This window comes from Bacillus sp. XB1 (assembly GCF_053557995.1).
Genome location: NZ_JBNRIL010000001.1, coordinates 2,316,746 through 2,338,862 on the forward strand (window position 1 = coordinate 2,316,746; position 22,117 = coordinate 2,338,862).

Annotated in this window: 24 protein-coding genes and 1 riboswitch; of the genes, 8 read left to right on the plus strand and 16 right to left on the minus strand. The window is 35.9% G+C overall.

Going from position 1 to position 22,117, the window contains the following annotated elements; genetic code table 11:
* Window positions 1-35: 35 nt before the first annotated feature.
* The 7 genes from ACK1U5_RS11880 to ACK1U5_RS11910 all read right to left on the minus strand — a co-directional run bounded on the left by ACK1U5_RS11880 (window position 36) and on the right by ACK1U5_RS11910 (window position 7,383).
* The gene (locus tag ACK1U5_RS11880; protein ID WP_000862174.1) at window positions 36-1,220 is read right to left on the minus strand and encodes a saccharopine dehydrogenase family protein; all 1,185 of its coding nucleotides are present in this window, start codon (window positions 1,218-1,220) and stop codon (window positions 36-38) included.
* Window positions 1,217-2,314, minus strand: a complete 1,098-nt coding sequence (phnW, locus tag ACK1U5_RS11885) for a 2-aminoethylphosphonate--pyruvate transaminase (RefSeq protein ID WP_000138230.1) — start codon at window positions 2,312-2,314, stop codon at window positions 1,217-1,219. The genes ACK1U5_RS11880 and phnW overlap by 4 nt, the downstream gene beginning before the upstream one ends.
* 15 nt (window positions 2,315-2,329) lie before the next feature.
* Window positions 2,330-3,124 (minus strand): phosphonoacetaldehyde hydrolase, encoded by a 795-nt coding sequence (phnX, locus tag ACK1U5_RS11890; protein ID WP_000687363.1) that lies wholly within the window; start codon window positions 3,122-3,124, stop codon window positions 2,330-2,332.
* Window positions 3,125-3,145: 21 nt separating this feature from the next.
* Window positions 3,146-4,903, minus strand: coding sequence for a putative 2-aminoethylphosphonate ABC transporter permease subunit (locus ACK1U5_RS11895; RefSeq protein ID WP_069605377.1), 1,758 nt, complete (start codon window positions 4,901-4,903; stop codon window positions 3,146-3,148).
* Window positions 4,904-5,905: a putative 2-aminoethylphosphonate ABC transporter ATP-binding protein gene (locus ACK1U5_RS11900; protein ID WP_000006192.1), complete on the minus strand. Its 1,002-nt coding sequence runs from the start codon at window positions 5,903-5,905 to the stop codon at window positions 4,904-4,906.
* A gap of 20 nt (window positions 5,906-5,925) precedes the next feature.
* Window positions 5,926-7,002 carry a putative 2-aminoethylphosphonate ABC transporter substrate-binding protein gene (locus ACK1U5_RS11905; protein ID WP_000750895.1) on the minus strand — a complete coding sequence of 359 codons (1,077 nt, stop codon included), beginning with the start codon at window positions 7,000-7,002 and terminating at the stop codon, window positions 5,926-5,928.
* Between the two features lie 228 nt (window positions 7,003-7,230).
* Window positions 7,231-7,383, minus strand: a complete 153-nt coding sequence (locus ACK1U5_RS11910) for a hypothetical protein (protein ID WP_000240799.1) — start codon at window positions 7,381-7,383, stop codon at window positions 7,231-7,233.
* 148 nt (window positions 7,384-7,531) lie between these two features.
* On the opposite strand from ACK1U5_RS11910, the gene ACK1U5_RS11915 reads away from it, so the two are divergent.
* Window positions 7,532-7,867, plus strand: coding sequence for a DUF3905 domain-containing protein (locus ACK1U5_RS11915; protein ID WP_000726027.1), 336 nt, complete (start codon window positions 7,532-7,534; stop codon window positions 7,865-7,867).
* A gap of 38 nt (window positions 7,868-7,905) precedes the next feature.
* Here the strand turns inward: ACK1U5_RS11915 and ACK1U5_RS11920 are convergent, their stop codons facing one another.
* The 5 genes from ACK1U5_RS11920 to phaR all read right to left on the minus strand — a co-directional run bounded on the left by ACK1U5_RS11920 (window position 7,906) and on the right by phaR (window position 13,113).
* On the minus strand, window positions 7,906-9,255 hold the full coding sequence (locus ACK1U5_RS11920) for a TrkH family potassium uptake protein (protein WP_001204707.1): 1,350 nt from the start codon (window positions 9,253-9,255) through the stop codon (window positions 7,906-7,908).
* 23 nt (window positions 9,256-9,278) lie between these two features.
* The gene (locus ACK1U5_RS11925) at window positions 9,279-10,472 is read right to left on the minus strand and encodes an NAD(P)/FAD-dependent oxidoreductase (RefSeq protein WP_000772518.1); all 1,194 of its coding nucleotides are present in this window, start codon (window positions 10,470-10,472) and stop codon (window positions 9,279-9,281) included.
* A gap of 95 nt (window positions 10,473-10,567) precedes the next feature.
* Window positions 10,568-11,653: a class III poly(R)-hydroxyalkanoic acid synthase subunit PhaC gene (gene phaC, locus ACK1U5_RS11930; protein ID WP_000206336.1), complete on the minus strand. Its 1,086-nt coding sequence runs from the start codon at window positions 11,651-11,653 to the stop codon at window positions 10,568-10,570.
* An 83-nt stretch (window positions 11,654-11,736) separates the two neighbouring features.
* The gene (locus ACK1U5_RS11935; RefSeq protein ID WP_000250407.1) at window positions 11,737-12,480 is read right to left on the minus strand and encodes an acetoacetyl-CoA reductase; all 744 of its coding nucleotides are present in this window, start codon (window positions 12,478-12,480) and stop codon (window positions 11,737-11,739) included.
* A gap of 150 nt (window positions 12,481-12,630) precedes the next feature.
* Window positions 12,631-13,113, minus strand: coding sequence for a polyhydroxyalkanoic acid synthase subunit PhaR (gene phaR, locus ACK1U5_RS11940; protein ID WP_000566942.1), 483 nt, complete (start codon window positions 13,111-13,113; stop codon window positions 12,631-12,633).
* 198 nt (window positions 13,114-13,311) lie between these two features.
* Between phaR and phaQ the strand changes: the two genes are divergently transcribed.
* From phaQ to ACK1U5_RS11975, 7 genes are all read left to right on the plus strand, one after another.
* Window positions 13,312-13,764 carry a poly-beta-hydroxybutyrate-responsive repressor gene (gene phaQ / locus ACK1U5_RS11945; protein WP_069605378.1) on the plus strand — a complete coding sequence of 151 codons (453 nt, stop codon included), beginning with the start codon at window positions 13,312-13,314 and terminating at the stop codon, window positions 13,762-13,764.
* Window positions 13,765-13,806: 42 nt separating this feature from the next.
* On the plus strand, window positions 13,807-14,331 hold the full coding sequence (gene phaP, locus ACK1U5_RS11950) for a polyhydroxyalkanoic acid inclusion protein PhaP (RefSeq protein WP_000448594.1): 525 nt from the start codon (window positions 13,807-13,809) through the stop codon (window positions 14,329-14,331).
* 101 nt (window positions 14,332-14,432) lie between these two features.
* Window positions 14,433-14,876, plus strand: coding sequence for a MaoC family dehydratase (locus ACK1U5_RS11955; RefSeq protein WP_001067916.1), 444 nt, complete (start codon window positions 14,433-14,435; stop codon window positions 14,874-14,876).
* 147 nt (window positions 14,877-15,023) lie between these two features.
* The gene (locus ACK1U5_RS11960; protein ID WP_001140707.1) at window positions 15,024-15,209 is read left to right on the plus strand and encodes an alpha/beta-type small acid-soluble spore protein; all 186 of its coding nucleotides are present in this window, start codon (window positions 15,024-15,026) and stop codon (window positions 15,207-15,209) included.
* Between the two features lie 114 nt (window positions 15,210-15,323).
* The gene (locus ACK1U5_RS11965; protein WP_000822329.1) at window positions 15,324-16,643 is read left to right on the plus strand and encodes a TrkH family potassium uptake protein; all 1,320 of its coding nucleotides are present in this window, start codon (window positions 15,324-15,326) and stop codon (window positions 16,641-16,643) included.
* 38 nt (window positions 16,644-16,681) lie between these two features.
* A riboswitch (yybP-ykoY riboswitch) is annotated at window positions 16,682-16,855 on the plus strand.
* A gap of 82 nt (window positions 16,856-16,937) precedes the next feature.
* Window positions 16,938-17,732 (plus strand): TerC family protein, encoded by a 795-nt coding sequence (locus tag ACK1U5_RS11970; protein ID WP_000383326.1) that lies wholly within the window; start codon window positions 16,938-16,940, stop codon window positions 17,730-17,732.
* A 202-nt stretch (window positions 17,733-17,934) separates the two neighbouring features.
* Window positions 17,935-18,786: a formate/nitrite transporter family protein gene (locus ACK1U5_RS11975; protein WP_000893027.1), complete on the plus strand. Its 852-nt coding sequence runs from the start codon at window positions 17,935-17,937 to the stop codon at window positions 18,784-18,786.
* 27 nt (window positions 18,787-18,813) lie between these two features.
* Here ACK1U5_RS11975 and ACK1U5_RS11980 read toward each other — a convergent pair whose 3' ends face one another.
* The 4 genes from ACK1U5_RS11980 to ACK1U5_RS11995 form a co-directional block, all read right to left on the minus strand.
* Window positions 18,814-19,125: a cyclic-phosphate processing receiver domain-containing protein gene (locus tag ACK1U5_RS11980; RefSeq protein WP_001103763.1), complete on the minus strand. Its 312-nt coding sequence runs from the start codon at window positions 19,123-19,125 to the stop codon at window positions 18,814-18,816.
* 14 nt (window positions 19,126-19,139) lie between these two features.
* The gene (locus ACK1U5_RS11985) at window positions 19,140-19,862 is read right to left on the minus strand and encodes a prepilin peptidase (RefSeq protein ID WP_000495717.1); all 723 of its coding nucleotides are present in this window, start codon (window positions 19,860-19,862) and stop codon (window positions 19,140-19,142) included.
* Between the two features lie 112 nt (window positions 19,863-19,974).
* Window positions 19,975-20,685 (minus strand): LutC/YkgG family protein, encoded by a 711-nt coding sequence (locus ACK1U5_RS11990; protein ID WP_000147183.1) that lies wholly within the window; start codon window positions 20,683-20,685, stop codon window positions 19,975-19,977.
* Complete coding sequence (locus tag ACK1U5_RS11995) at window positions 20,685-22,106, minus strand: LutB/LldF family L-lactate oxidation iron-sulfur protein (RefSeq protein WP_000061922.1); 1,422 nt, start codon at window positions 22,104-22,106, stop codon at window positions 20,685-20,687. The genes ACK1U5_RS11990 and ACK1U5_RS11995 overlap by 1 nt, the downstream gene beginning before the upstream one ends.
* Window positions 22,107-22,117: the final 11 nt, after the last annotated feature.

A 22,117-nucleotide genomic window follows, 5' to 3' on the forward strand; every position in this document is an offset into this window, starting at 1 on the left:
CACCTCATTTATATCTCCCTTATAAACGTCCTTACTTATACAAAGCTATAATTTTCTTTATAAGTAGAAACTTCTTCATGAATATGAATACCGCGCTTTGCTAGCTCATCAAAAATCAATTGTGGATTTTCAAAGGCTTCTTCAGGCGTAACAACACCCACCCTATTTACATTTCCATTTGCAATTAACTCTGCAGCAATCCCAAATGGAATACCGACGTTTCTCGTATACGCTCTTAATTTTTCCCATCCTACAACAGAACCATCAGATAACGGATGTGTATGATATAACACATGTCTTTGCTTCTCATTATTTTTCATACCTATTACTTCTACATGAAGTGCATAACCATAAAGCTCTGTTTCTTGCCCTTCTTTCGATTGCAATAAATACTGTGAAATACAATCCATAATGCCTATTTCTTTCCCGTTTATTTCAATCTGATCATTACGCAATATGCCGTAATCATATAAAGCACGTACAAGTTGCATATTTTGCTGTGGCCAAGTTCCTCTCGTCTCTATCAGTTTGACACCTTTATTTTCTAATGCCTTTGCTAGCGTAATCGTTTCAGAATGCGGAATGATATACTGCGTTGCCTTACCATAAGGCTCTGGCAATTCTATTTCTCTCGGACGCGCAAACGGAGGTACTTGCTTAAATTCACCATCTTCATACACTGTACGCGATGGTAAATATGGATCATATTCATATGTCGTTGTCTCTGTAATTGATGCAGAAAAAGCAATCGGACGATACGAACCGTGACTTACACGGACAGACTCTACAGTATCCAATTGATTTGCTGCATGCATTGCCATCATTTGCGTTACACCCGGCGTCATGCCAAATCCAGGTAAACATATCTTTTCATTTTCAACAAATATAGCATGCGATTCATTTTCTTCACCAAATCCATTTAAGTTCACACCGTGACATCCTGCTTCTGCAATACAGCGGGTCGACAATCTGTTTAACTTTATCGTCGTACCGTCCATTACAATGTCATAACCAATCATTTTTGCAACCGTATCCTCGTGATCCGTTACATCTACTTTTACAAAATCAACACGAGGGTCGTTGAGCCATTCTACTACTTTACGGCCCTCCACCTCGTTAAAATCAGCTACTGTAATTGTCTCAAAAGATGAAAATTGAACTAAATCCAAAATAGCTTCGCGACAAATTTTACCTGCTCCACCTAAGCAAAACACTTTCACCCAATAACAGCTCCTTTAGCAATACTATCAACTAAGCGATTAATATCTTGTTCATGTACATCACCGATATTTCCAATGCGGAACGTATCTACTTTCGAAATTTTCCCAGGGTAAATAACAAATCCATAACGCTTTAATTCGTTATATAACTGTTGAAACTCGAATCCCTCTTTTGGATAAATGAAAGATGTAATAATAGGAGATTGGTATTCCTCATCTACTAGTGGCTTAAATCCGATTTCTCCCATTCTATTTACTAGTAGTTTTTGATTGTTGTAATATCGATTGTAACGCGCTCTTACTCCTCCCTCTTTTTCTAGTTCAAGTAGTGCTTGATAAAAAGCATGTACAACATGTGTAGGTGAAGTAAAACGCCATTTCCCATTTTGTTTTTCCATCGTTTCCCATTGATCATATAAATCAAGAGATAAAGAGCGTCCTTGCCCTTTACACTTCAATAATTCATCACGTTTTGCGATTACAAATCCGAATCCAGGAACCCCTTGAATACACTTATTCGCACTACTAATTAAAAAATCAATTTGTAAATCAGCAATGTCTATTTCAATCCCGCCGAAACTACTCATCGCATCAACAATTGTAACCTTTCCATACTGTTTTCCTAATTTACATACATCTACAATTGGATTTATAATGCCTGTCGTCGTTTCGCAATGAACAACTGCAATATGCGTAATCTCTTTATCTTCTTGCAATAACTTCTCTACTTCTACAATATTAGTAGGTTCCCACTCTTCTGTTTGACTGACCACCACATCAATCTGTAACATCTCTGCCATTTGCACAATGCGCTTACCGTACGCACCATTTGTACAAACGAGAATCTTCCCATTTGCCGGAATAACAGAACCAATTACTGCTTCAACTGAAAACGTACCGCTTCCTTGCATTAACACTGTTGTATATTTCTCTTCTTCCTTCGTCGCTAACGATACAAGTTTAGCTCTTACTTCTTGCACCATCGTATTATATTCATCATCCCACGTACACCAATCGTATAGCATAACTTCTTTTACTGATTTTGTTGTCGTTAATGGTCCTGGTGTTAATAATAAGTAGTGATTTTCAGTCATGATCCTATTCCCCTTTTATGAAATAATAAGTTCTTGTTTCTCGATATGTTCCATTACGCTTTCGAGTTCCTGCATCGTTTCTATCGTAAAGTGCGCCCCATTTTCAACGAAACGATTGCGAACTACTTCTATTTTTTCACGAAGTTCTACCGAATCCATATTCTCCACTTCCTCTTCCGTTAAACCGAGCTCGCTACTGCCAAGAATTACACCAACTGTCCACATTCCAGCATTTCTACCTTCTTTCATATCTGATACTGTGTCCCCAACTTTTATCATATGGTTCATCGGATACACACCAAGTTCCATTGCATTTTTATAGCACATCCATGGATATGGACGGCCTGCTGGAACATCATCTGGCGTAACAAGAAAATCAGGTTTATATCCTTGTAACGCTGCTTCCTTTGCTACAATATCCATCATTTCTCTCGTATAACCAGTCGTTGAACCAATTTTAATTCCTCTTTCACGTAAAGAAGCAATCACTTCTTTTACTCCATTAATCGGCGAAGCATAGCGTGGTAAAATAGCGAAGAGAATCTCTTCAAATTCTTCATACATCTCCTGAATGTCTGCTTCTGTTGGTAATTGTTGGAAAACACGATTCCACTCACTCGCAATACGAGGCATCTCAGTAAGTGCCCTTACATGATCTATTTTTAATAACCCCATTGGCTTACGAGCTTCTTCTGCTGTAATTGCTACACCCCGTTTATGAAAAATCTCCATGAATACTTCTAGTGGTGCAAAACATCCGTAATCAACTGTTGTCCCTGCCCAATCAAAAATAACTGCTTCAATTTTCATTCTGTCCATCACCTTTCTTACTTATCTTTTTTGCCATTGTGAAGTTCGGTTACGAAGTGCTTTCGTTCCCCATTCATATACAACTCTTACTACAATATTTGTAACAACAATAAGCACACTCATTGCAGCTGCTGGCGCCACATTTCCTGCATCATCCATATTTACGATTGATACGGCAGCTAGTTTAAAATCAGCTGCATATAGGAATACAACTGCCGATACAGTTACCATTGAATTTACGAAGTAGTACATTACCATTTCTAAAATTGCTGGTAAACACATTGGTACCGTTACTCTAAAGAATGTTTTATAAAACGGAATACCCATCGACTGCGAAACAAGCTCAAACTCTCGATCTAATTTCTTTAAAGCAGTCGTTGCCGTGACAAATGTTACAGAATAAAAATGAATGATATTTACTAGTACTAACACAGCGATTGTTCCGTATAAAGAATGAAACGGGTTCGTTACTGATAGTCCCAAAATTTGAATCGTTGGTTGACTAAAGAAAAAGACATATCCTAATCCGAGTACTAAACCTGGTATGGCTAAAGGAACGATAGAGAAAAAGTAACCTGTTTTTCGGAAGAATTGTAGCTGGTCTATTTTCTCAATTGCATATGCAAATACAAATGTTAAAATCGCCCCAATAACTGCTGTAACTGCTGAAACAATTACGCTATTTTTAAATGCTTCAAGTCCATCTCCTGTTAAACTCGAAAAATTAAAATGCTCAAATGTAAAACTCATATTATATGGCCATACTTTCACACTTGCAGCAATACCAACTGCCACAAATAACAGAATGATCATAAATGTAATCACACTACAGTATATGAATGAGATGACATCTCTTTTCTTATTAGCTATTATTCTGTATGGTACTGCTTTTGAAGATAAGAAATTCGCCTGCTTTCTTTGTGTAATACGATCAACTGCAAATGCGAATATAGCTGGGATTAATAAAATCAGTCCAACTGTTGCACCCATCGACATATTTTGCTGTCCAATTACTTGTTTGTATACGTCAGTAGCAAGCACATTATATTGTCCACCAACAATTTTTGGTGCCCCAAAATCAGTGAAACTAAGTGTAAACACAACAAACATTGCACTAATTAATCCGTACTTTACACTAGGTAAAGTAACCGTGAAAAATTGTTTTGTTTTACTCGCCCCTAGCATATTAGAAGCTTCATATAAACGATAATCGGATCCTTGAAAGGCAATTAGTAATATGAGAAAGGCTTGCGGAAATGTATACATAACTTCAGCTATTACAATTCCTACTGGTCCATATAAAGGGATTTGTATACCTTCAAATAACCCAAACATTCCTTTCGTTACTAGCCCTTGATTACCAAATAAATATGTAAGTGCTATACCGTGCATCATCGTTGGTGCAAACAATGGTAATAACGCTACATACTGAAATACACGCTTTCCAAAAACATTCGTACGGGCAATTGCATATGCGTAAACGAATGCAATTGAAACTGAAATAATTGTTGTTGCGCCCGAAATCCATACCGTATTTTGTAAAGACTGAACTAAAGTTGGTGTTGTAAAATATTTACTGAAATTCGCTAAACCAATGAAAACTCCATCTTTATTATAAAAAGCTTGTGTAAATAGTTGTAATAGTGGTAATACAAGTATGACAAGGAAGGAAAGAATCATACCGATAATTACAAGCCTTTGGATCCATTCCTCTTTCCCTATACTTCTCTTAATCTTTTTTTTCGCACTTTCTACCTTGTAGTTTTCTAACATCTCCATCTATACAATGACCTTCTTTCCATATGACAACATATGATTTTCTGAGAAAGAGATTTGAATCGGCTTTCCTTTTCTAATATCAGCTACTTCTACTTCTGATGCTAATATATCCACTACAATTTTCTCATTATAAAGGTGTGTGTTTTCTTCTACGACTCGCACTTCCGTTCGATATACAGATCCACGAAATTCCATACTTTCCACAACTGTTTTAATACCGTCCTTTTGTACAATTGTTACATGTTCAGGACGAATTGCATGCTCTTCGTTATTTTTCGAAAAGAAATTAATAGAACCAATAAAATCTGCCACAAACGGATTGGCTGGTCTTTGATAAATCTCCTCTGGTGTTCCAATCTGCATAATTTCCGCATGATTCATTACAACAATTTTATCAGCCATCGTTAATGCCTCTTCTTGATCATGCGTGACCATAATAGTTGTTACTCCTACTTTCTCTTGCAAATCACGCATTTCTCTACGTAACTTTTCACGTACTTTCGCATCTAAAGCAGATAACGGCTCATCGAGTAACAAAATATCTGGAGACAGAGCGAGCGCACGTGCAAGTGCCACTCGCTGCTGTTGTCCACCAGACATTTGAGCAGGATATTTATCTTTTACATTCAGTAAATCTACAAGTTTTAACGCCTCTAGCGCTTTCTCTTTTACTTCTACTTTTCCATATTTTTTTGTCTTTAAGCCGTATTCAATATTTTCAAGTGCTGTTAAATTCGGAAATAATGCATACGATTGAAACACCATTCCGAAGTTTCTCTTTCCAGGAGGTAATGCTGTAATATCTTTTCCATTCACAGCTATACTACCTGTTGTTGCCTCTTCTAGACCTGCTAAAATTCGAAGCAATGTCGTTTTCCCACAACCACTTGGGCCTAATAAACATACAAACTCATTTTTGTTCACAGTAAAAGAAATATCTTTTAACGCTGTAAATGCATCAAACTGTTTTTGAATGTGTTGAATTGATAAATATTCGCTCATTTTTTCTCTCTCCCACTCACTTACTTTTTCGGTTCTGCTTTTTGGCCAAACTCTTTTTCCCATTTTTCTAAAATTTTGTCACGATTTTCTGCTGCCCACTTAAAGTCATTTTTTTTGTATAACTTTTCTGTTACATCTTTAGGGAATCCATCTGGAAGTTTATAATCATTTTTAATTGTCGCAAATCCATTTTTCTCGAAGTATAACTTCATTACATCATCAGTAATCGCCCAATCTAAAAATGCTTGCGCTAATTTTTCATTTTTTGCATTATCTTTTTTAATAAGTGCGTTCGCTTCTACTTCCCAACCTAATCCTTCTTTCGGCAATACAACTTCAACTGGTGCACCTTTTTGTTTCTCTTTCAAAGCACTATAAACCATTGATACGCCAACTGGATATTCACCCGCTCCTGCTAATTTCGCTGGTTTTGATCCTGAATGCGTATAACTTGCCATATTATCATGAAGTTTCTTCATGTAATCCCAGCCTTTATCTTCACCCATGATTTGTAGCCATGCAGAAACTGTTAAAAATCCTGTTCCAGATGATGCTGGATGTGGCATAACAAGTGTTCCTTTATACTCTGGTTTCGTTAAATCTTCATATGATTCTGGCATCGGTAAATTTTTCTTCTTTAACTCTTCTTTATTTACAGCAATCCCCGTCATAAATGCAGTATTTCCTACCCATTTTTCAGGTTGCTTATCATCTTTAAATTGTGGAAGAACACGATCTGCTCCTTTTGGAGAGTATCCTTTTAACATATCTTTTTTATCTAAAGCTAATAGACTTGATGCCGCAGTTCCCCATACAACATCGGCTTGTGTATTTTTCCCTTCAGCTAGTAATTTCGCAGTAATAACTCCTGTTGAATCACGTACAATGTTCAATTTCACATCAGGATATTTCTTTTTAAAGGAATCAAGATAAATTGGTACAAGCTCTTCTTCAATTGCTGTGTAAACAGTTAATGATCCAGATAATTTGTCATCTTTCACTTTCGCTCCAGCACTTTCTTCCTTCTTTGCACCACACCCCATTAATAACGAAAATACCATTCCAGTCGCTACAGCTTTAAAGATTGTTTTTTTCACTGTTTCTCTCTCCTTTTACAAATCTTATGTACAACTCAAATATAAACAACTAGTGTAAAAGCAGTATTAAACCAACATTAATCTTTTGTTTGTTGTTTGTTTTTGTGTAATACGTTGCTACTTCTATGTTTTTTCGCATTTTTCTGCTAATAGAAAACACTAAATTTACAAATAATTAAAAAAACCTTTATAATCCCACAAAAAAATGAGGCGTTTGTAAAAAACGCCTCATTTTTGTTTCCCTTTTTTTGAATTACGATTCGCATACTTTGCGCTATTTTCTCCTTCATACTCTAATGCAAATTCTGCATCTGGTAAGCTTTCTTTCGGAGTTTTATTATTATTGATTGCCGCATTTTGTTTCACTTTTCTTTTTACCAATACATTCACCTGCTCTCAAGAAATCACTTTCTACTCTAGTTTGAAACAACTTAAAATAATTATTACTGGCAAGTGTTAACAAGTACATAAGAGGCGTTAGATGGAAATACTACATATGAAGAAATCATTATAAAAAGGAGCGATAATTTTGAAGAAAAAAGAAAAGATTCAATCACCCATTTTAGACGAAACGCTCCCGCATCAAATGAATTTTCCATCTTTTAAAGGAACAGGAAAAACGATGCAACAACCTTTTGTGAATCAATATAATGTTGTAATTGGAGACAGTAAATATAATTCCGAGAACAGTCCGCTTAACAATTGGAGTGATGAAGTAGATCCTGCCATTATGGCTGGCGATGAGTGGATCCATCCTACAAATGATATTGGGTGGATTTCAGAAGAAAATCAAGAGTTGCTAAAAAACGAAGCGGATAATAAAGATGAAGCTTTCATGCATCCACAATTTGGAATTAACGACTAAAAAACCATTCTACCTAACGTAGGTAGAATGGTTTCATACTATCCAATAATAATCCGCTCTTTCGGGTATTTATAGCGAGGTGGTTGTTCCCTTCCACCACTAGCTAAAATAAATGTTAAAATACCAACGCGTCCGATAAACATAAGCACAATAAGTACAAGTTTCCCAACAGTTGTTAAATCAGGCGTGACACCTGTTGATAGTCCCGTCGTTCCGAAAGCAGAACAAACTTCAACAATTAAGCTCATAAGCGGTACATTTTCCGTAATAGATAAAATGAATAGCGCAGTAGCACATAACAAAATCCCCATCGTCATAACGACAGATGCTTTCAGTACATCCTCTTCATGTAGCTGACGTTTGAAGACTCTAACTGTTCTACCGCCCCTTGCAAAGGTGTATAGTGACAATATACTAACAGCAAATGTAGTTGTACGTATTCCGCCCCCAACCGAACTTGGAGATGCCCCTATAAACATTAATATACTCATAAATAAAAGCGTCGGTTGTGATAATTCACGTATATCCATTGTTGCAAGTCCACCACTTCGCGTCGTCACAGATTGGAATAATGTATAAAATACAGTTTCATGCCATGACTTTCCTACTAAAAAATGATTTCTCTCCAGTAAAAAAATCATAATTGTACCAACAACAACGAGTGCAAAAAATGTTGTTGTCGTCAATTTTGTAAATAATGAAAAACGGAATAATTGTTGTCTCCTTTTACTAAGGAATTGTTTCACTTCCATTAGCACAGGGAAACCAATCGCTCCTAAAATAATTAGTAACATATGAATCATTTGAACAATATAATCTTTTTTATAAGGAATTAATGATTGTCCTGTTAAATCAAATCCGCCGTTCGTAGTCGCACTAACAGCTGCAAAGAAACCGTGAAAATAAGCTTCTTGCCAAGTCGGAAAGTAAAGTAAAAATCTTGTCCCCAATAAGATTGCTCCAATAAGTTCTATTGAAATAATTACAATTAAAATAGAACGCATCAATTCTACGAGACCCGATAAATTTCCTTGATTATGGTCTGCCATAATTAATCTTCTTCTTTGCAAACCAATCTTTTTCCCCGTAATGATCCAAACAAATGTCCCAAGCGCCATAATTCCTAAGCCGCCTAATTGTAAAATAAGAGCTAAAACAATAATTCCTGCTGTAGTAAACGTATCTGAAATCGTAATAACAGACAGTCCCGTAACACTTACCGCACTAACCGATGTAAAAAGCGCATCTATAAATGTCCATTTCACACCAGGCTTCGTAACAAACGGTAAACTAAGCAATATCACCGATACAACTACCGCTAATAAATAAAACAAAACGATGAGTTGTACAGGACGTAATTTTTGTAAAAACTTTTTTATATCTCTCATTCCATCACTTCGCTACCTTTTTTCTATCGATTAAATAAAGAAAAATCTTTACTTTCTTTATTTGTAAATAACTGCTCAAATAATTTGGCAAAGACCATTCCATATACAGTTCCATTACCTCCATACGGCAATGCATAAAACAAATTATGTATCTTTTCGTCTTCTTTTAAAATGGGGAGACCATCATGAGTACCACCAAATGCGGCTGCCCAATAGTAGTCTGCCTGTATATTTTTATACTGCGGGAACATCTCTTTTACAATATTAATAAGGATATCACGCTTATGCAATAATTTCGTATCACCAATTGTTTGAATTTGTAGCGCTTCATCTAATCCGCCTACAATAATGCGGTTTCGATACGTTCGAAAATATAAGTAGGGCCGTGCCGTTTCCCAAATTAACGATCGCTCATGCCAGCCTTCAAATTGATCTATTTCATTTGTTACAATTGCATAAGAGGTGTCTACTGTTGTATTTTTTTCTTTCTTTCCAAAAAGCGCCTCATAACCTGTCGCCATAATAATATTCTTTGCTACAATTTGATTTCCTGTTTTCGTGTAACAAATTAAATCATTTTTGCGTTTTTTTATATGTATTGCCTCTGTATGTTCATATATATTAGCTCCCATTTGGTTTGCTTTATGCAAAAAACTATACGCTAGTAAATACGGATTCACCTCAGCATCACCTTGCGTATATAACGCTGCTTGTTTTGCAAAAGAATAACGTTTCTTAATATCAGCTTCTGTAAAATATTCAACTGGAAATCCATAATTCTGTAACGTATTATATTCCTCTTGTAAAAATGAGACATCCTCACTTTTACTTGCATAATATAAACTATTTCGCGGAATAAAATGGGGATTAATATCAAGAGTCGGTATAACCTCTTCCATTGTTCTTAGCGCTTCATAACAAAGCTTATATGCTCGTACCCCTTTTTCTTTACCAAATGTATGGATAAGAGAGGTTAACGATTTATCATGAAGAAATTGTAGTAAACCTGTATTAGCAGCTGTGCTACCACACGCAATTGCTCTTTTTTCAATAAGTGTAACACTCATGCCAATTTTCGCTAACGAATGCGCTATATGAGCACCGGCTTCGCCGCTTCCAACTACGAGCACATCACATATCATATCATTTTCTAACAGTGGATAACAAGGTACAGAAACTCCTGTATTCCAAAACAACTTACCCATCATAAGTTTCATAATTATACTCCTAAAATATAAATTTCTCCTTTCTATGTTTTGTTATTTTTCATAAAAAAATCCAACTAACATAGGCTAGTTGGATTTTTTTATTTTTAATTAGAACGCTCTTCAAGCCAATTTCCAATCGTCGGATATGTTTGTTTTACAGCTGTTCCACCGTAAACGATAGACATATGCCCTGTTGGTAAACATACATATTGTTTATCTGTGCTAGAAATATGGTCTAGTAATGCTTCTACTTGACATGGCAAAGCGATATGATCACGTTTCCCGGAAATATTTAAGACATTCGCCTTAATATTTGCAAGGTCTACCTTTTGTCCGCGAATAACGAGTTCACCCTTAACCAACTTATTATTTTGATAAAAATCACGAATCCACTGTCTGTATGATTCACCTGGGAACGGAATACCATCACCAACCCACTTTTGAACCAATCTCCAGCTTTCGACGAAGCGCTCATTCTCTGAACGATCTACTAAAGCAACATATGGACCAACAAAGTTCGTAATTGGCTTTAACATTTTGTTTCCGAAATCAATCATTTCTGGCGGAATATTTCCAAATGTATCAACCGCTTTATCTAAATTGAAGTATTTCTCATCTAATAAAGGGCCATACAATCCTGTTTCAGAGAAATCAAAAGGACTTGTCATGAAAATTAAATTACGAATTGGCATGTGCGGATGAAGTGCTGCATAAATAGAAGTTAGCGTTCCACCCATGCAATAACCAAGTAAAGAAATCTCGTCCGATTTTGCAGTTCGCATTACTTTTTTTACTGCTTTTGCAATATAATCAAACACAAAATCATCAAATTTCAAATGACTATCTTCTAAACCAAATGTGCCCCAATCAAGCATATACACATCAAAACCACGATCCACTAGATATTCCACTAAACTATTTCCAGGAGTTAAATCCATAATATATGGTTTATTAATAAGAGCATATATTAATAGAATTGGAACTCTCTGTGTTTTTTCTTGTTTTGGAATGTAGCGATAAAGCTTCGTCTTATTCTTCGTCCAAATAACCTCTTTCGGCGTTAACCCTACTTGCGGCTCTGGTTCACGTAATAAAATTTCACTCGCCCTTTTCACTCGGCGGTATGCTTTTCGGTACTCTTCTGGGTATAGCTCTAATTGCTTTTCCCATTCTGTTGCGAATGTAGTCATTTTTCTATCTCCTTTTTGGTCGATTTCCTTCTTAAAAAAAGAAGTGCATTCCTGCTATGGATATGCACTTTTTTCTTACTTCATTACATATATAATCCGCCGTTAATGTTTAATTGTTGACCTGTGATATACGCACCGTCACGGCATAGGTATACTACACCTTTTGCAATTTCATCGGCTTGACCAAAACGTTTTTTCGGGATTTTTGCAACGATTTTTTGACGTACTTCTTCTGGTACTTCTGCTACCATTTCAGTATCAATAAATCCTGGGCAAATAGCGTTTACAGTGACATTTGTTTTTGCAAGTTCTAACGCTAATGATTTTGTAAATCCTAACATACCCGCTTTTGCTGCTGAGTAGTTTGTTTGGCCAAATCCACCTGCTTGACCAATAATAGAAGAAATGCTAATAATTCTTCCTTCTTCCGCTTCTGTTATGTATGGAAGAACAGCGCTTGTCGTATTAAATACGCTACTTAAATTCACGTCAATTACGCGCTCCCAATCTTCACGATTTAACTTTTTGAATGTACGATCTCTTGTAATACCAGCATTATTAACAAGAATATCAACTTTACCAAAATGATTCACAGCTTCTTCTACAAGTCGGTTTGCATCTTCTACTTTAGAAACATCCGCTTGCACTGCATAAACATCATGTCCGTCTTTTCCTAATTCATTTACTAAATTTTCAGCTGCTTCTTTACTGCTATTATAGTTAATAACTACTTTTGCTCCCTCTTGTGCTAATGCTACTGTAATTGCTTTTCCAATTCCTTTTGCTCCACCTGTTACGATTGCTACTTTTCCATTTAATTGAACCATTTCTTTTCCCCCTTAAATGAATTTGTGAACGATTGTTATGAATCATTTTGGTACTCATACTATAGAGTCCATATATAATTATGTTTCGCTGTTTATACGTGAAAAGAGATTCTCCCTCTCTCTTTTATCTGTTATAAACAAGCGCTTTTATCATTTTTTATTTTCTGGCTTATTCGCAGGCTTTACCTCTTCTTTTACAGGTACTTGTAGTTTAGCTAGTACTGCATTTTGCTTTTCTAGCAATTCTAAAATTTGATCTACTTTTGTTTCAAGCGTACGAATATCTTGTTTCACTTTCGTCACATCACGCTTTAATGTAGGAGCTTGTCCTAAAGAATCGACTTTCTCCTCTAGAAACTCCTCAATGTTATCTACTTTATTTTCTAAGTTAATAACTAGCGTAGCTACTCTTGCGATATCCTCTTTCGTCGGCACATTTACTTGTTCTAAATAGTTTTTTGTCGTATCATTTAATGCTTTTTGATAAAACAAATTCAAATCTAGAACGCTGCCCATCCAAGCAGAATATTCTTCTGTTTTAATTGTTTCATTGAGCGCTTTTCCCCAAAATGTTTCGGTTTGTTCATAAGCATTTTTCCATGCTTGTAGTGGATCGAATTTTTGATCAATCACTTTACCTACACTCCCTTTTTCGTTTTTGAAACAATTCAACCTATTCACTATTTTCTAATATTCTGAATAAAACTTCAAGTCTATATTTTATTTTTTTCTATTTTCTAACAAATGTGTTGACTTTAAAAACAGATAGGTGTAAATTGCACTTATAAGCAAAAAATTCCATCTAACTGATTCATGAGGTGATGCACAATCATGCTACAAAATGAACCAGAACAACGCGAAAGTTTGGAGAGCAACCAAGCGAAGCAACCAAACTCCATGCCAAAAAACTTCTTAGTTCCCTTCTTACTTCTCTGTCTAAAAGACTGGAGTCTTCATGGTTACAAACTTATTCAAATGCTAATAGATATCGGCTTTTCTTCTGTTGACCAAGGTAATGTTTATAGAACACTACGCAAATTAGAAAAAGAAAACCTTATTTCTTCTACTTGGGATACAAGCGATGGAGGGCCGGCAAAAAGAATTTATTCTTTAACTGAATATGGAGAGCAATATTTAACAACATGTGCGACTTCTTTTGAACATTATCAAAATATGTTGCGAACGTTTTTCACGTTATACACCAATGCATTCTTTCCATTTTCTACTTCTCCAGAAAAGGATGAAAAGGATTCTTCATCTTCACCTGGTGGTACAGCAGAGTAATCTGCGTTCACAATATGCAAAAAAACATTTGGGGGTCAAACAATGGAAACTAAACCATACGAATTAGTCGATGCATTTTGGAAAAACTGGTCTCAATCACTTTCCCTTTTCTCTTCAGCTGGGAAACAATTAGAGCAGCTTACTTTAGAAACATTAAAACAACAACAAGACGCTTTGCATAAATTAACATCAGGAGTAGATGAACTAGAAAAAGAACTACAACAACTCACTGCTCAGTTCAACAACCAATATACAGATTACGTGAAACAATTAACTGGAAACTCCTTAAATGATCAAATTAACGAGTGGCAGGACAAATGGAAGGAACTTTCTGCTCATATGCATCAACTTACTGTTTCTCCTACAAAAACATCTTTGTCAATTCTTACACAAACAAGCGGTCAATTTGAAGAAACAACAAAACAATTTATTGAGCAACAACAATTACAACGTGAAGAGGCTCAAAAACAGTTAGAGGGTTTTTTGGAAGAGTTCAAGTCAAAACAGTTGGAACTCGCAAAAAAGTTCGAGGAAAACTCAAAAAATCTATTTACTTCCATCAAGTAAGAAAAATGTGGGAGCTAACTGCAGCACAAACAAAACTCTTTCTTCCTCCTACTACATCAAGATGGCTGGCATTTTTCGATATGGAAAAGAAGGAGGACAAAATGAATCCATTCCAAGAAGCACAAACCGTCCCGGAGCTTCGTTATGATGAGATTCAAGTCGGTGATCAAGCATCCCTTACAAAAACAATTACAGATGAAGATGTTATCAATTTTGCAAAATTGACTGGGGATGTGAATCCTATTCACATTTTAGACTCTTTTGCAAAAACGACAATGTTTAAAGAACGCATTGCCCATGGTATGCTCGTTTCGAGTTTTATTTCTACCATCCTTGGAACGAAACTCCCAGGCAAAAATACAATTTATTTATCCCAAAATGTTTCATTCCGTGCCCCTGTCAAAATCGGTGATACACTTCGCGTTGTGGCAGAGGTTATTAAGAAGCGTGACGATAAAAAAATCATTACGTTGCAAACAAATATATATAATCAATCGGATGATATTGTCGTGGAAGGTACAGCGACAATACTAAAAAAAGAGTAGCAAATTTGCTACTCTTTTTTCTATCCAATAACTTCTAATCACACCGATTACTTCCGCGTATGAGCACGCCGGTTCCACATAAAATAACAGTACCAATTCAGATAAGTACTTATCTGGACTGGATTACTCATAAGGATGTGTATCATCATGGCAAAAACAAACAAATTACTAGTTCCAGGTGCTGAACAAGCACTTGATCAATTTAAATATGAAATTGCACAAGAATTCGGCGTAAGCTTAGGGTCTAATACAGCATCTCGTTCTAACGGATCAGTTGGCGGTGAAGTAACAAAACGTCTTGTTTCTTTAGCTCAACAACAATTACGCGGATAATAATATAACATATGGCTTAGAGGCAGATATTCTCTGCCTCTTTCTATTTTTCACATACATAATCGGACTTTTTCACATACTAGTAAGAGCAAACAGAAAGGAACGATATATAACATGAAACGGATTAACATTCGTATGAGTCCTCCCCGCGTTCTTACTTTGTCTTTTATCATGTTATCAATTATAGGTACATGCTTATTAAAGCTTCCAATCGCTACAACAACGTCTATTTCATGGCTCGATGCTTTATTTACAACAGTTTCTGCCTGTACGGTTACAGGGCTTGGTGTTGTGGACACTGGAAAAGTATTTACTTTGTTTGGACAATGTATCATTTTAACGCTTATACAAGTTGGCGGACTTGGTATTATGAGCTTTGCTGTCTTAATTGCGATTATGCTCGGCAGAAAAATCGGTCTTCAAAACCGTATTTTATTACAACAAGCATTAAATCAAACGAATATAGGCGGCGTCATCCGTCTTGCCAAAGCATTATTTTTATTCTCTTTTACAGTCGAATGTATCGCTACTTTAATTCTTTCTTTTGAGTGGGTACCAAAATACGGGGTTACCAAAGGGATCTATTATAGTTTTTTCCATTCAATCTCAGCCTTTAACAATGCTGGTTTTTCTGTGTGGAGCGATAATTTAATGTCCCATTCTCATAGCATTATTGTCAATTTCGTCATTTCCTCTCTCATCATTTTAGGTGGAATTGGTTTTACAGTGATCGTAGACATAAAAAGAAAGAAAAACTTTAAAAACCTTACACTACATTCAAAACTTATGCTCTCTTCTACTCTAATCATCAACATTATTGCTACCCTTTTTATTTTTATATTCGAGTTCCATAACTCTCTTTCTATGAGAGGTTTTACCCCATTTGAAGAAGGAATGGCCTCTTATTTCCAAGCAATTTCAACGCGAACTGCCGGGTTTAATACAGTTGATATTTCTACATTGTCAAAACCTTCCCTGCTATTAATGATGCTACTTATGTTTATTGGTGCTGGTAGTGCTTCAACGGGTGGGGGGATTAAGTTAACAACATTTTTAATCATATTTTTTGGTGTATTTAAATTTTTACAAGAACAAGAAGATATTGTCGTATTTAAAAAATCCATTAAAGATACTCTCATTGTCAAATCATTAACCATTACTATTATTTCTATTTCATTTATCTTTTTTGCTATTTTAATTTTGAGTATTACTGAACGAGTTCCTCTATTGATGAGTGCTTTCGAAGTATTTTCAGCATTTGGGACTGTTGGCCTCAGTATGAACTTAACACCCCACTTAACTATAATTGGAAAAGCGATTATTATTTTTATGATGTTTTTTGGGAAAATGGGTCCTTTAACATTGGCATTTTCATTTGCTCGTAAAAAGAACCGAAAAATAAAATATCCGAATGAAGATATTTTAACAGGTTGACAACCGTATAAATTATCCATATAATGAGAATACAATAACATATCTCCAAAGGGGAGTAGCGTCCAAGAATATATCTTGGAAACAAAGTCGTCATTACGTAGAACTTAGTTCTTCCGGCTTTGTTGGCATTTTTATTACATATGTCTAGCAAGACCTTTGCCTATTAACGGCAGAGGTCTTTTTTGCATTCATTTCCAGATTCTTCCAAAGTTAATAGGCAGGAGTATGGGGAAACTAAATAGTGGGGAAATTCTTCACTTATTTAGAAGTTATAGAGATGAGAGGAGAATGTACATGGATGTATCATTATTATTGGAGTATGGTTGGGTATTACTCATCCTAATTGCACTTGAAGGGATTTTAGCGGCTGATAACGCTCTTGTTCTTGCAATTATGGTAAAACATTTACCAGAAGAAAAACGAAAGAAAGCACTATTTTACGGATTAGCGGGGGCATTCGTTTTCCGATTTGGATCGTTATTTATGATTTCGTTCTTAGTCGATGTATGGCAAGTGCAAGCAATCGGTGCCATCTACCTTATGTTTATCGCTGGTAATCACTTATTTAAAACATATGTTAAAAAGAATACAGATGAAGAAACAGAAGAAAAAGAAGCAAAGAAAAAACAAGAGAACTTTTGGTGGACTGTATTTAAAGTTGAGGTTGCTGATATCGCCTTCGCAGTTGATTCAATTTTAGCTGCTGTTGCACTAGCAATGACTTTACCAAAAACAGGACTAGGTACAATTGGTAGTCTTGATACTGGGCAATTCGTTGTTATCTTTGTAGGTGGACTTATCGGATTAATCATTATGCGATTTGCAGCAACTGCTTTCGTACAAATCTTAAAACGTAAACCAGGGCTTGAAACTGCAGCATTCTTAATTGTAGGTTGGGTTGGTGTGAAGCTAGCAGTTTATACATTAGCACATCCTGCATTAAATGTAATTCCACATTCATTCCCAGAATCCACTCCGTGGAAGCTTACATTCTGGATTGTATTAGTCGGAATCGCAGTTGGTGGTTGGTTCTTCTCAAAAGAAGTAGAAGTAAAAGTGGAAAAGAATTTAGACGAAAAAGCGCTGTAATTACAGCGCTTTTTCTTTTTCCTTTCTTCCTCGCAATGTCCAGAAAAAATTCCATTATACTACCTTTTGTAAACGTTTTCTTAATGTATGTATGTCCTTTTTGTGAAACATTGCACAAACTTATTGAAAGTAAGAACAATTCCATGTACTTTATTCATATAAGGAGTATTTATAGAAGATTTACTAAAGGAGCGTATTACTCATGCTAGAACAAGGACTAGATTATGTTGTCAAACTGGCTAAAAGCAAAAAGAAAATACTAGATACAAACCCAATGCAATATTTCATTCGTGCTGCACTTGCTGGTATTTATATCGGTTTTATTATTGTACTATGTTTTAAATTAGGTAACTTTTTTCACATTGCAGATTCACCAGCAACTTATTTAGCCGCTTCTATGTTTTTCGGGATTGCTCTCGTACTTATTATATATGGCGGTGCTGAATTGTTTACTGGGAACACAATGTACTTTACTGTCGCAACTTTAAGAAAAGAAACAACGATTTCTGATACACTTCGTAACTGGGTTGCTTGTTATGCAGGTAACTTAGCCGGCGCATTATTCTTTGCCTTACTATTTTACGCAACTGGAATTTTTGAAGCAATTGATCACGGTCACTTAATGAGTAAAGTCGTTGAAGGAAAGATGAATACACCTACGATGCAGTTATTCTTTAAAGCCATTTTATGTAACTGGCTCGTATGTCTTGCTTGCTTCTTACCTTCTCAGGTTAAAGGTGACACAGCAAAAATAATGGTCATGATGCTACTTGTTTTCACATTCTTCTTATCTGGTTACGAACATAGTATTGCAAACTTATCACTCTTTGCTTTATCTTTAGTTTCACCGCATCCTGAGACAATTTCTTTTTCAGGTGCTATTCATAACTTAATTCCTGTTACAATTGGTAACATTATTGGCGGATCAGTATTTGTCGGTATGGTATACCACTACTTAACAAAGAAAACGCCTGAAGTTCAACAGGAAGAAACTGAAATCGCAACAGCTCAACAAGAAGAGATTATTCCTTTACAAGCCCATATGAAACATTAAAAACTCCAAAGTTTTACTTTGGAGTTTTTAGCTTCCCACGTATTTAATAACAAGGTGAGGAGTAATTTCTCCTTCTTCCTTTCCCTTATCCATTCTCTGTTTCATCTTGTACATACCGATGACATCATTCGTATGAAAGCGAATTTCATTTACATATAACCCCTCTGTACAAAAAGCTTCTACAAAATCTAGTCCATTTTTCGCTCCCCATCCCATATTAAAATCAAGAGAAAGAATATTCACATCATAATCCCGAACCATTTGCAAAGCACATTCTACTGTAGTTGCGGGCACATACCCGAACGGGCAACTTCTTTGATCATCCATATATACGTTCATTTTCGATTCCCTCTCTAATTTGAATATGCGGCCAATACATAACATATTGCCCCGAGACTAATAAAAGGACCAAATGGAAGTGGCTTTCGTACTTCTATACGTTTTAATCCGATACCAATCCCGAAAAAACAAAGACTAAAACAAGATGCTAAAAATAAAACGATAAAAACTCCTTTCACTCCTACTATAAATCCAAGTAACGAAAGTAGTTTTATATCTCCTCCGCCAAGCCCTTCTGGATATATCTTTTGCATGCAATATAACAAAATAAATATAACACCACTACCAGCTATACTATCTGTCCAAGTAACTAATTGTACAAAAACACTTTCGAGAGTGAGTAAAAAGGCAAACGAAATTAAAATACAATCAGGAATTAACATATATAAGTAATCTGTAACTGAAATAATAAGAAGCAGCGAAAAAAGGGATAAAATAATAATAAGCTCTCGTTCTATTCCAATCATATACACTGTAAGAAGAAATATACCTCCTGTTATACATTCAAATGCTACATACATAATTGGAATTTTCCTCTTACAATTCGTACAACAGCCTCTTTGTATATAAAATGAAATGATGGGGATTAGTTCTTTTGTCCTTAGCACATATTTGCAATAATCACAATGTGAACGCGGGGTAATAATAGAAGCACCTAATGGAACCCTCATCGCAACTAGCATAAAAAAAGAACCAAACACCATCCCTGCTAACAGTGCATATAAATAAGTGAACATCCCTTCCTCTCCTTTCCCAAAAAACATAGCAAAAAAAGGAGAGAACTTCTACTTCATATTATCCTTTATTCTACTAAAAAGCAGGCCATTTCCTGGCCTGCTTTCCCCTCTTTTATACGATGAAATAAACTGCTTTTAATGGTCCATGTACTCCGACAACAAGATTCATCTCGATGTCAGCCGAGTTACTTGGCCCTGTAATAAAGTTAATACAAGATGCCGCTGTCTCCCCATTTTCTACGCGTGAGTTCATATCCTGAACTGCTTGTGTAATACGAGGCACAAGTGTTTCACGTGGAATAATAGCAAAATATACAGTCGGTAAAAAGTGTAAAGAACGCCCTTGACCTTTATGACTTTGTACAACAATTGTACCCGATTCAGCTAATGTATAATCACTAAATGCAATACCAATATTCGCTTTTTCAGCTAAACGCATATTTTCGTCTTTTCTCTCTGGATCCCATACATTTACTTCAACATCTCGTTTTGGAAGTTCTTCTTTAAATAAAGATGTTAAACCATATGCATCAAAACGCGCATCTGCTGATAATAAAATAGGTCCCCCGCCGTTTTCCATGATTACTTTTTGAAGGTCTTCACCTAAACGGTCGTTTGTCGTTTCTACTACAGTTGTATGAATGTTTGTACATTGCTCTTTAAACACTTCTAGTAATTCTTCTTGTGAATAATCTTTTAACGTTTCTATATTCACATTACTTTTCCATACTGGACGCTCTACACCTTCTGTTTTACGCGCGCGCCCAAGTTCTTTTGCAATGTTATCTAGAAAGGCATCACGGTTTTGAATTAATCCTGTCATTATTTATCCCCGCCTTTCTTATGATCTTTATACCAATCACGGAATCGTTCTTTACTTGGAGCTGGGAATTCACGAATATCCGTCCAGTTTTTAAGTGGTCCAACACCTTTTGATACACGATTACCAGATGTAAATGGACTCATTGCCGCTGGTGCCATTTTTGAACCCATTTTATATAAAGCAGCTGAAGAAGCACCCATACTAAACATTTTCATAGCCAGTTTTTCTGCAAGTGGTGCACGACCTTCTTGCTCAACGATGACTTGACGATGTTTTAATAATAAATCATGCAATGGAATTTTTACTGGACAAGCTTCTGTACATGCTCCGCATAAACTAGATGCATAAGGAAGCTCTTTGTAATCATCATATCCACCTAGAAGCGGTGTTAATACCGCACCGATTGGTCCTGAGTAAATCGATCCATATGAATGTCCACCAACGTGACGATATACAGGACATACATTAACACAAGCAGCGCAACGAATACATTGTAATACTGAACGGAATTCAGATCCAAGAATTTGAGAGCGACCATTATCAACAACAACTAAATGAAATTCTTCAGGTCCATCAACTTCCTCTTCTTGAATTGGCCCCGCTACTGTTACATAACTTGTTAATTTTTGACCTACTGCACTACGACATAGTAAACCAACTAAAACATCTAATTCTTCCATTGTCGGAACCATACGTTCCATACCCATTACCGCTATTTGTGTTTTAGGAATTGACATAACAAGATCTGCATTACCTTCATTCGTTACTAAACAAAGAGAGCCAGTATTTGCAACAGCAAAGTTACAACCAGTTACACCAATTTCTGCATCCATAAATTTCTCACGAAGTTGTTTACGAACAAACTTTGTCATTTCATACGGGTCATCAGAATTTTCATAGCCTAGCTTTTCTTTAAATACATCGCGAATTTGCGTTCTATTTTTATGAAGTGCAGGTGCAATAATATGTGAAGGTGGATCGTTATCTACTTGCAAGATATATTCTCCTAAGTCACTCTCTAACACTTCACAGCCAATCTCTTCAAGCGCATGGTTCATACTGATTTCTTCTGTTACCATCGACTTTGATTTTACTATCTTTTTTGCCTGCTTCTTTTTTGCAACGTCTTGAATATACTTTGCTGCTTCCTCTTTCGTTTTCGCAAAGTACACGTGTCCGCCTCTTTTTGATACATTTTCACTTAACTGCATTAAGTAATAATCAAGATTTTCTAACGTATGTTGACGAATTTGTTCACCTAGTTCACGCCACTCTTCCCAGTTTCCTAGTTCATCTGCGGCTTTTAAGCGATTCGTATATAAACGCGTTTGTGCAGAAGATACTGCTCCGCGCATAAACGAATCTTGAATTCCATCACCAACGCGATCATTAAATTTTTTCTCACTGATTTTCATAGACATAGCTTATGTTC

What these genes read in the sequence shown, in the direction of transcription:
- ACK1U5_RS11995 (WP_000061922.1), bottom strand. Translation starts at nt 22,106, where the DNA reads ATGTCTATGAAAATCAGTGAGAAAAAATTTAATGATCGCGTTGGTGAT.
- ACK1U5_RS11925 (WP_000772518.1), bottom strand. Translation starts at nt 10,472, where the DNA reads ATGAAACTTATGATGGGTAAGTTGTTTTGGAATACAGGAGTTTCTGTA.
- ACK1U5_RS11980 (WP_001103763.1), bottom strand. Translation starts at nt 19,125, where the DNA reads ATGAACGTATATATGGATGATCAAAGAAGTTGCCCGTTCGGGTATGTG.
- phaQ (WP_069605378.1), top strand. Translation starts at nt 13,312, where the DNA reads ATGCTACAAAATGAACCAGAACAACGCGAAAGTTTGGAGAGCAACCAA.
- ACK1U5_RS11970 (WP_000383326.1), top strand. Translation starts at nt 16,938, where the DNA reads ATGGATGTATCATTATTATTGGAGTATGGTTGGGTATTACTCATCCTA.
- ACK1U5_RS11990 (WP_000147183.1), bottom strand. Translation starts at nt 20,685, where the DNA reads ATGACAGGATTAATTCAAAACCGTGATGCCTTTCTAGATAACATTGCA.
- ACK1U5_RS11895 (WP_069605377.1), bottom strand. Translation starts at nt 4,903, where the DNA reads ATGGAGATGTTAGAAAACTACAAGGTAGAAAGTGCGAAAAAAAAGATT.
- ACK1U5_RS11920 (WP_001204707.1), bottom strand. Translation starts at nt 9,255, where the DNA reads ATGAGAGATATAAAAAAGTTTTTACAAAAATTACGTCCTGTACAACTC.
- ACK1U5_RS11975 (WP_000893027.1), top strand. Translation starts at nt 17,935, where the DNA reads ATGCTAGAACAAGGACTAGATTATGTTGTCAAACTGGCTAAAAGCAAA.
- ACK1U5_RS11985 (WP_000495717.1), bottom strand. Translation starts at nt 19,862, where the DNA reads ATGTTCACTTATTTATATGCACTGTTAGCAGGGATGGTGTTTGGTTCT.
- ACK1U5_RS11965 (WP_000822329.1), top strand. Translation starts at nt 15,324, where the DNA reads ATGAAACGGATTAACATTCGTATGAGTCCTCCCCGCGTTCTTACTTTG.
- phaC (WP_000206336.1), bottom strand. Translation starts at nt 11,653, where the DNA reads ATGACTACATTCGCAACAGAATGGGAAAAGCAATTAGAGCTATACCCA.
- ACK1U5_RS11960 (WP_001140707.1), top strand. Translation starts at nt 15,024, where the DNA reads ATGGCAAAAACAAACAAATTACTAGTTCCAGGTGCTGAACAAGCACTT.
- phnW (WP_000138230.1), bottom strand. Translation starts at nt 2,314, where the DNA reads ATGACTGAAAATCACTACTTATTATTAACACCAGGACCATTAACGACA.
- ACK1U5_RS11955 (WP_001067916.1), top strand. Translation starts at nt 14,433, where the DNA reads ATGAATCCATTCCAAGAAGCACAAACCGTCCCGGAGCTTCGTTATGAT.
- phnX (WP_000687363.1), bottom strand. Translation starts at nt 3,124, where the DNA reads ATGAAAATTGAAGCAGTTATTTTTGATTGGGCAGGGACAACAGTTGAT.
- ACK1U5_RS11900 (WP_000006192.1), bottom strand. Translation starts at nt 5,905, where the DNA reads ATGAGCGAATATTTATCAATTCAACACATTCAAAAACAGTTTGATGCA.
- ACK1U5_RS11935 (WP_000250407.1), bottom strand. Translation starts at nt 12,480, where the DNA reads ATGGTTCAATTAAATGGAAAAGTAGCAATCGTAACAGGTGGAGCAAAA.
- phaP (WP_000448594.1), top strand. Translation starts at nt 13,807, where the DNA reads ATGGAAACTAAACCATACGAATTAGTCGATGCATTTTGGAAAAACTGG.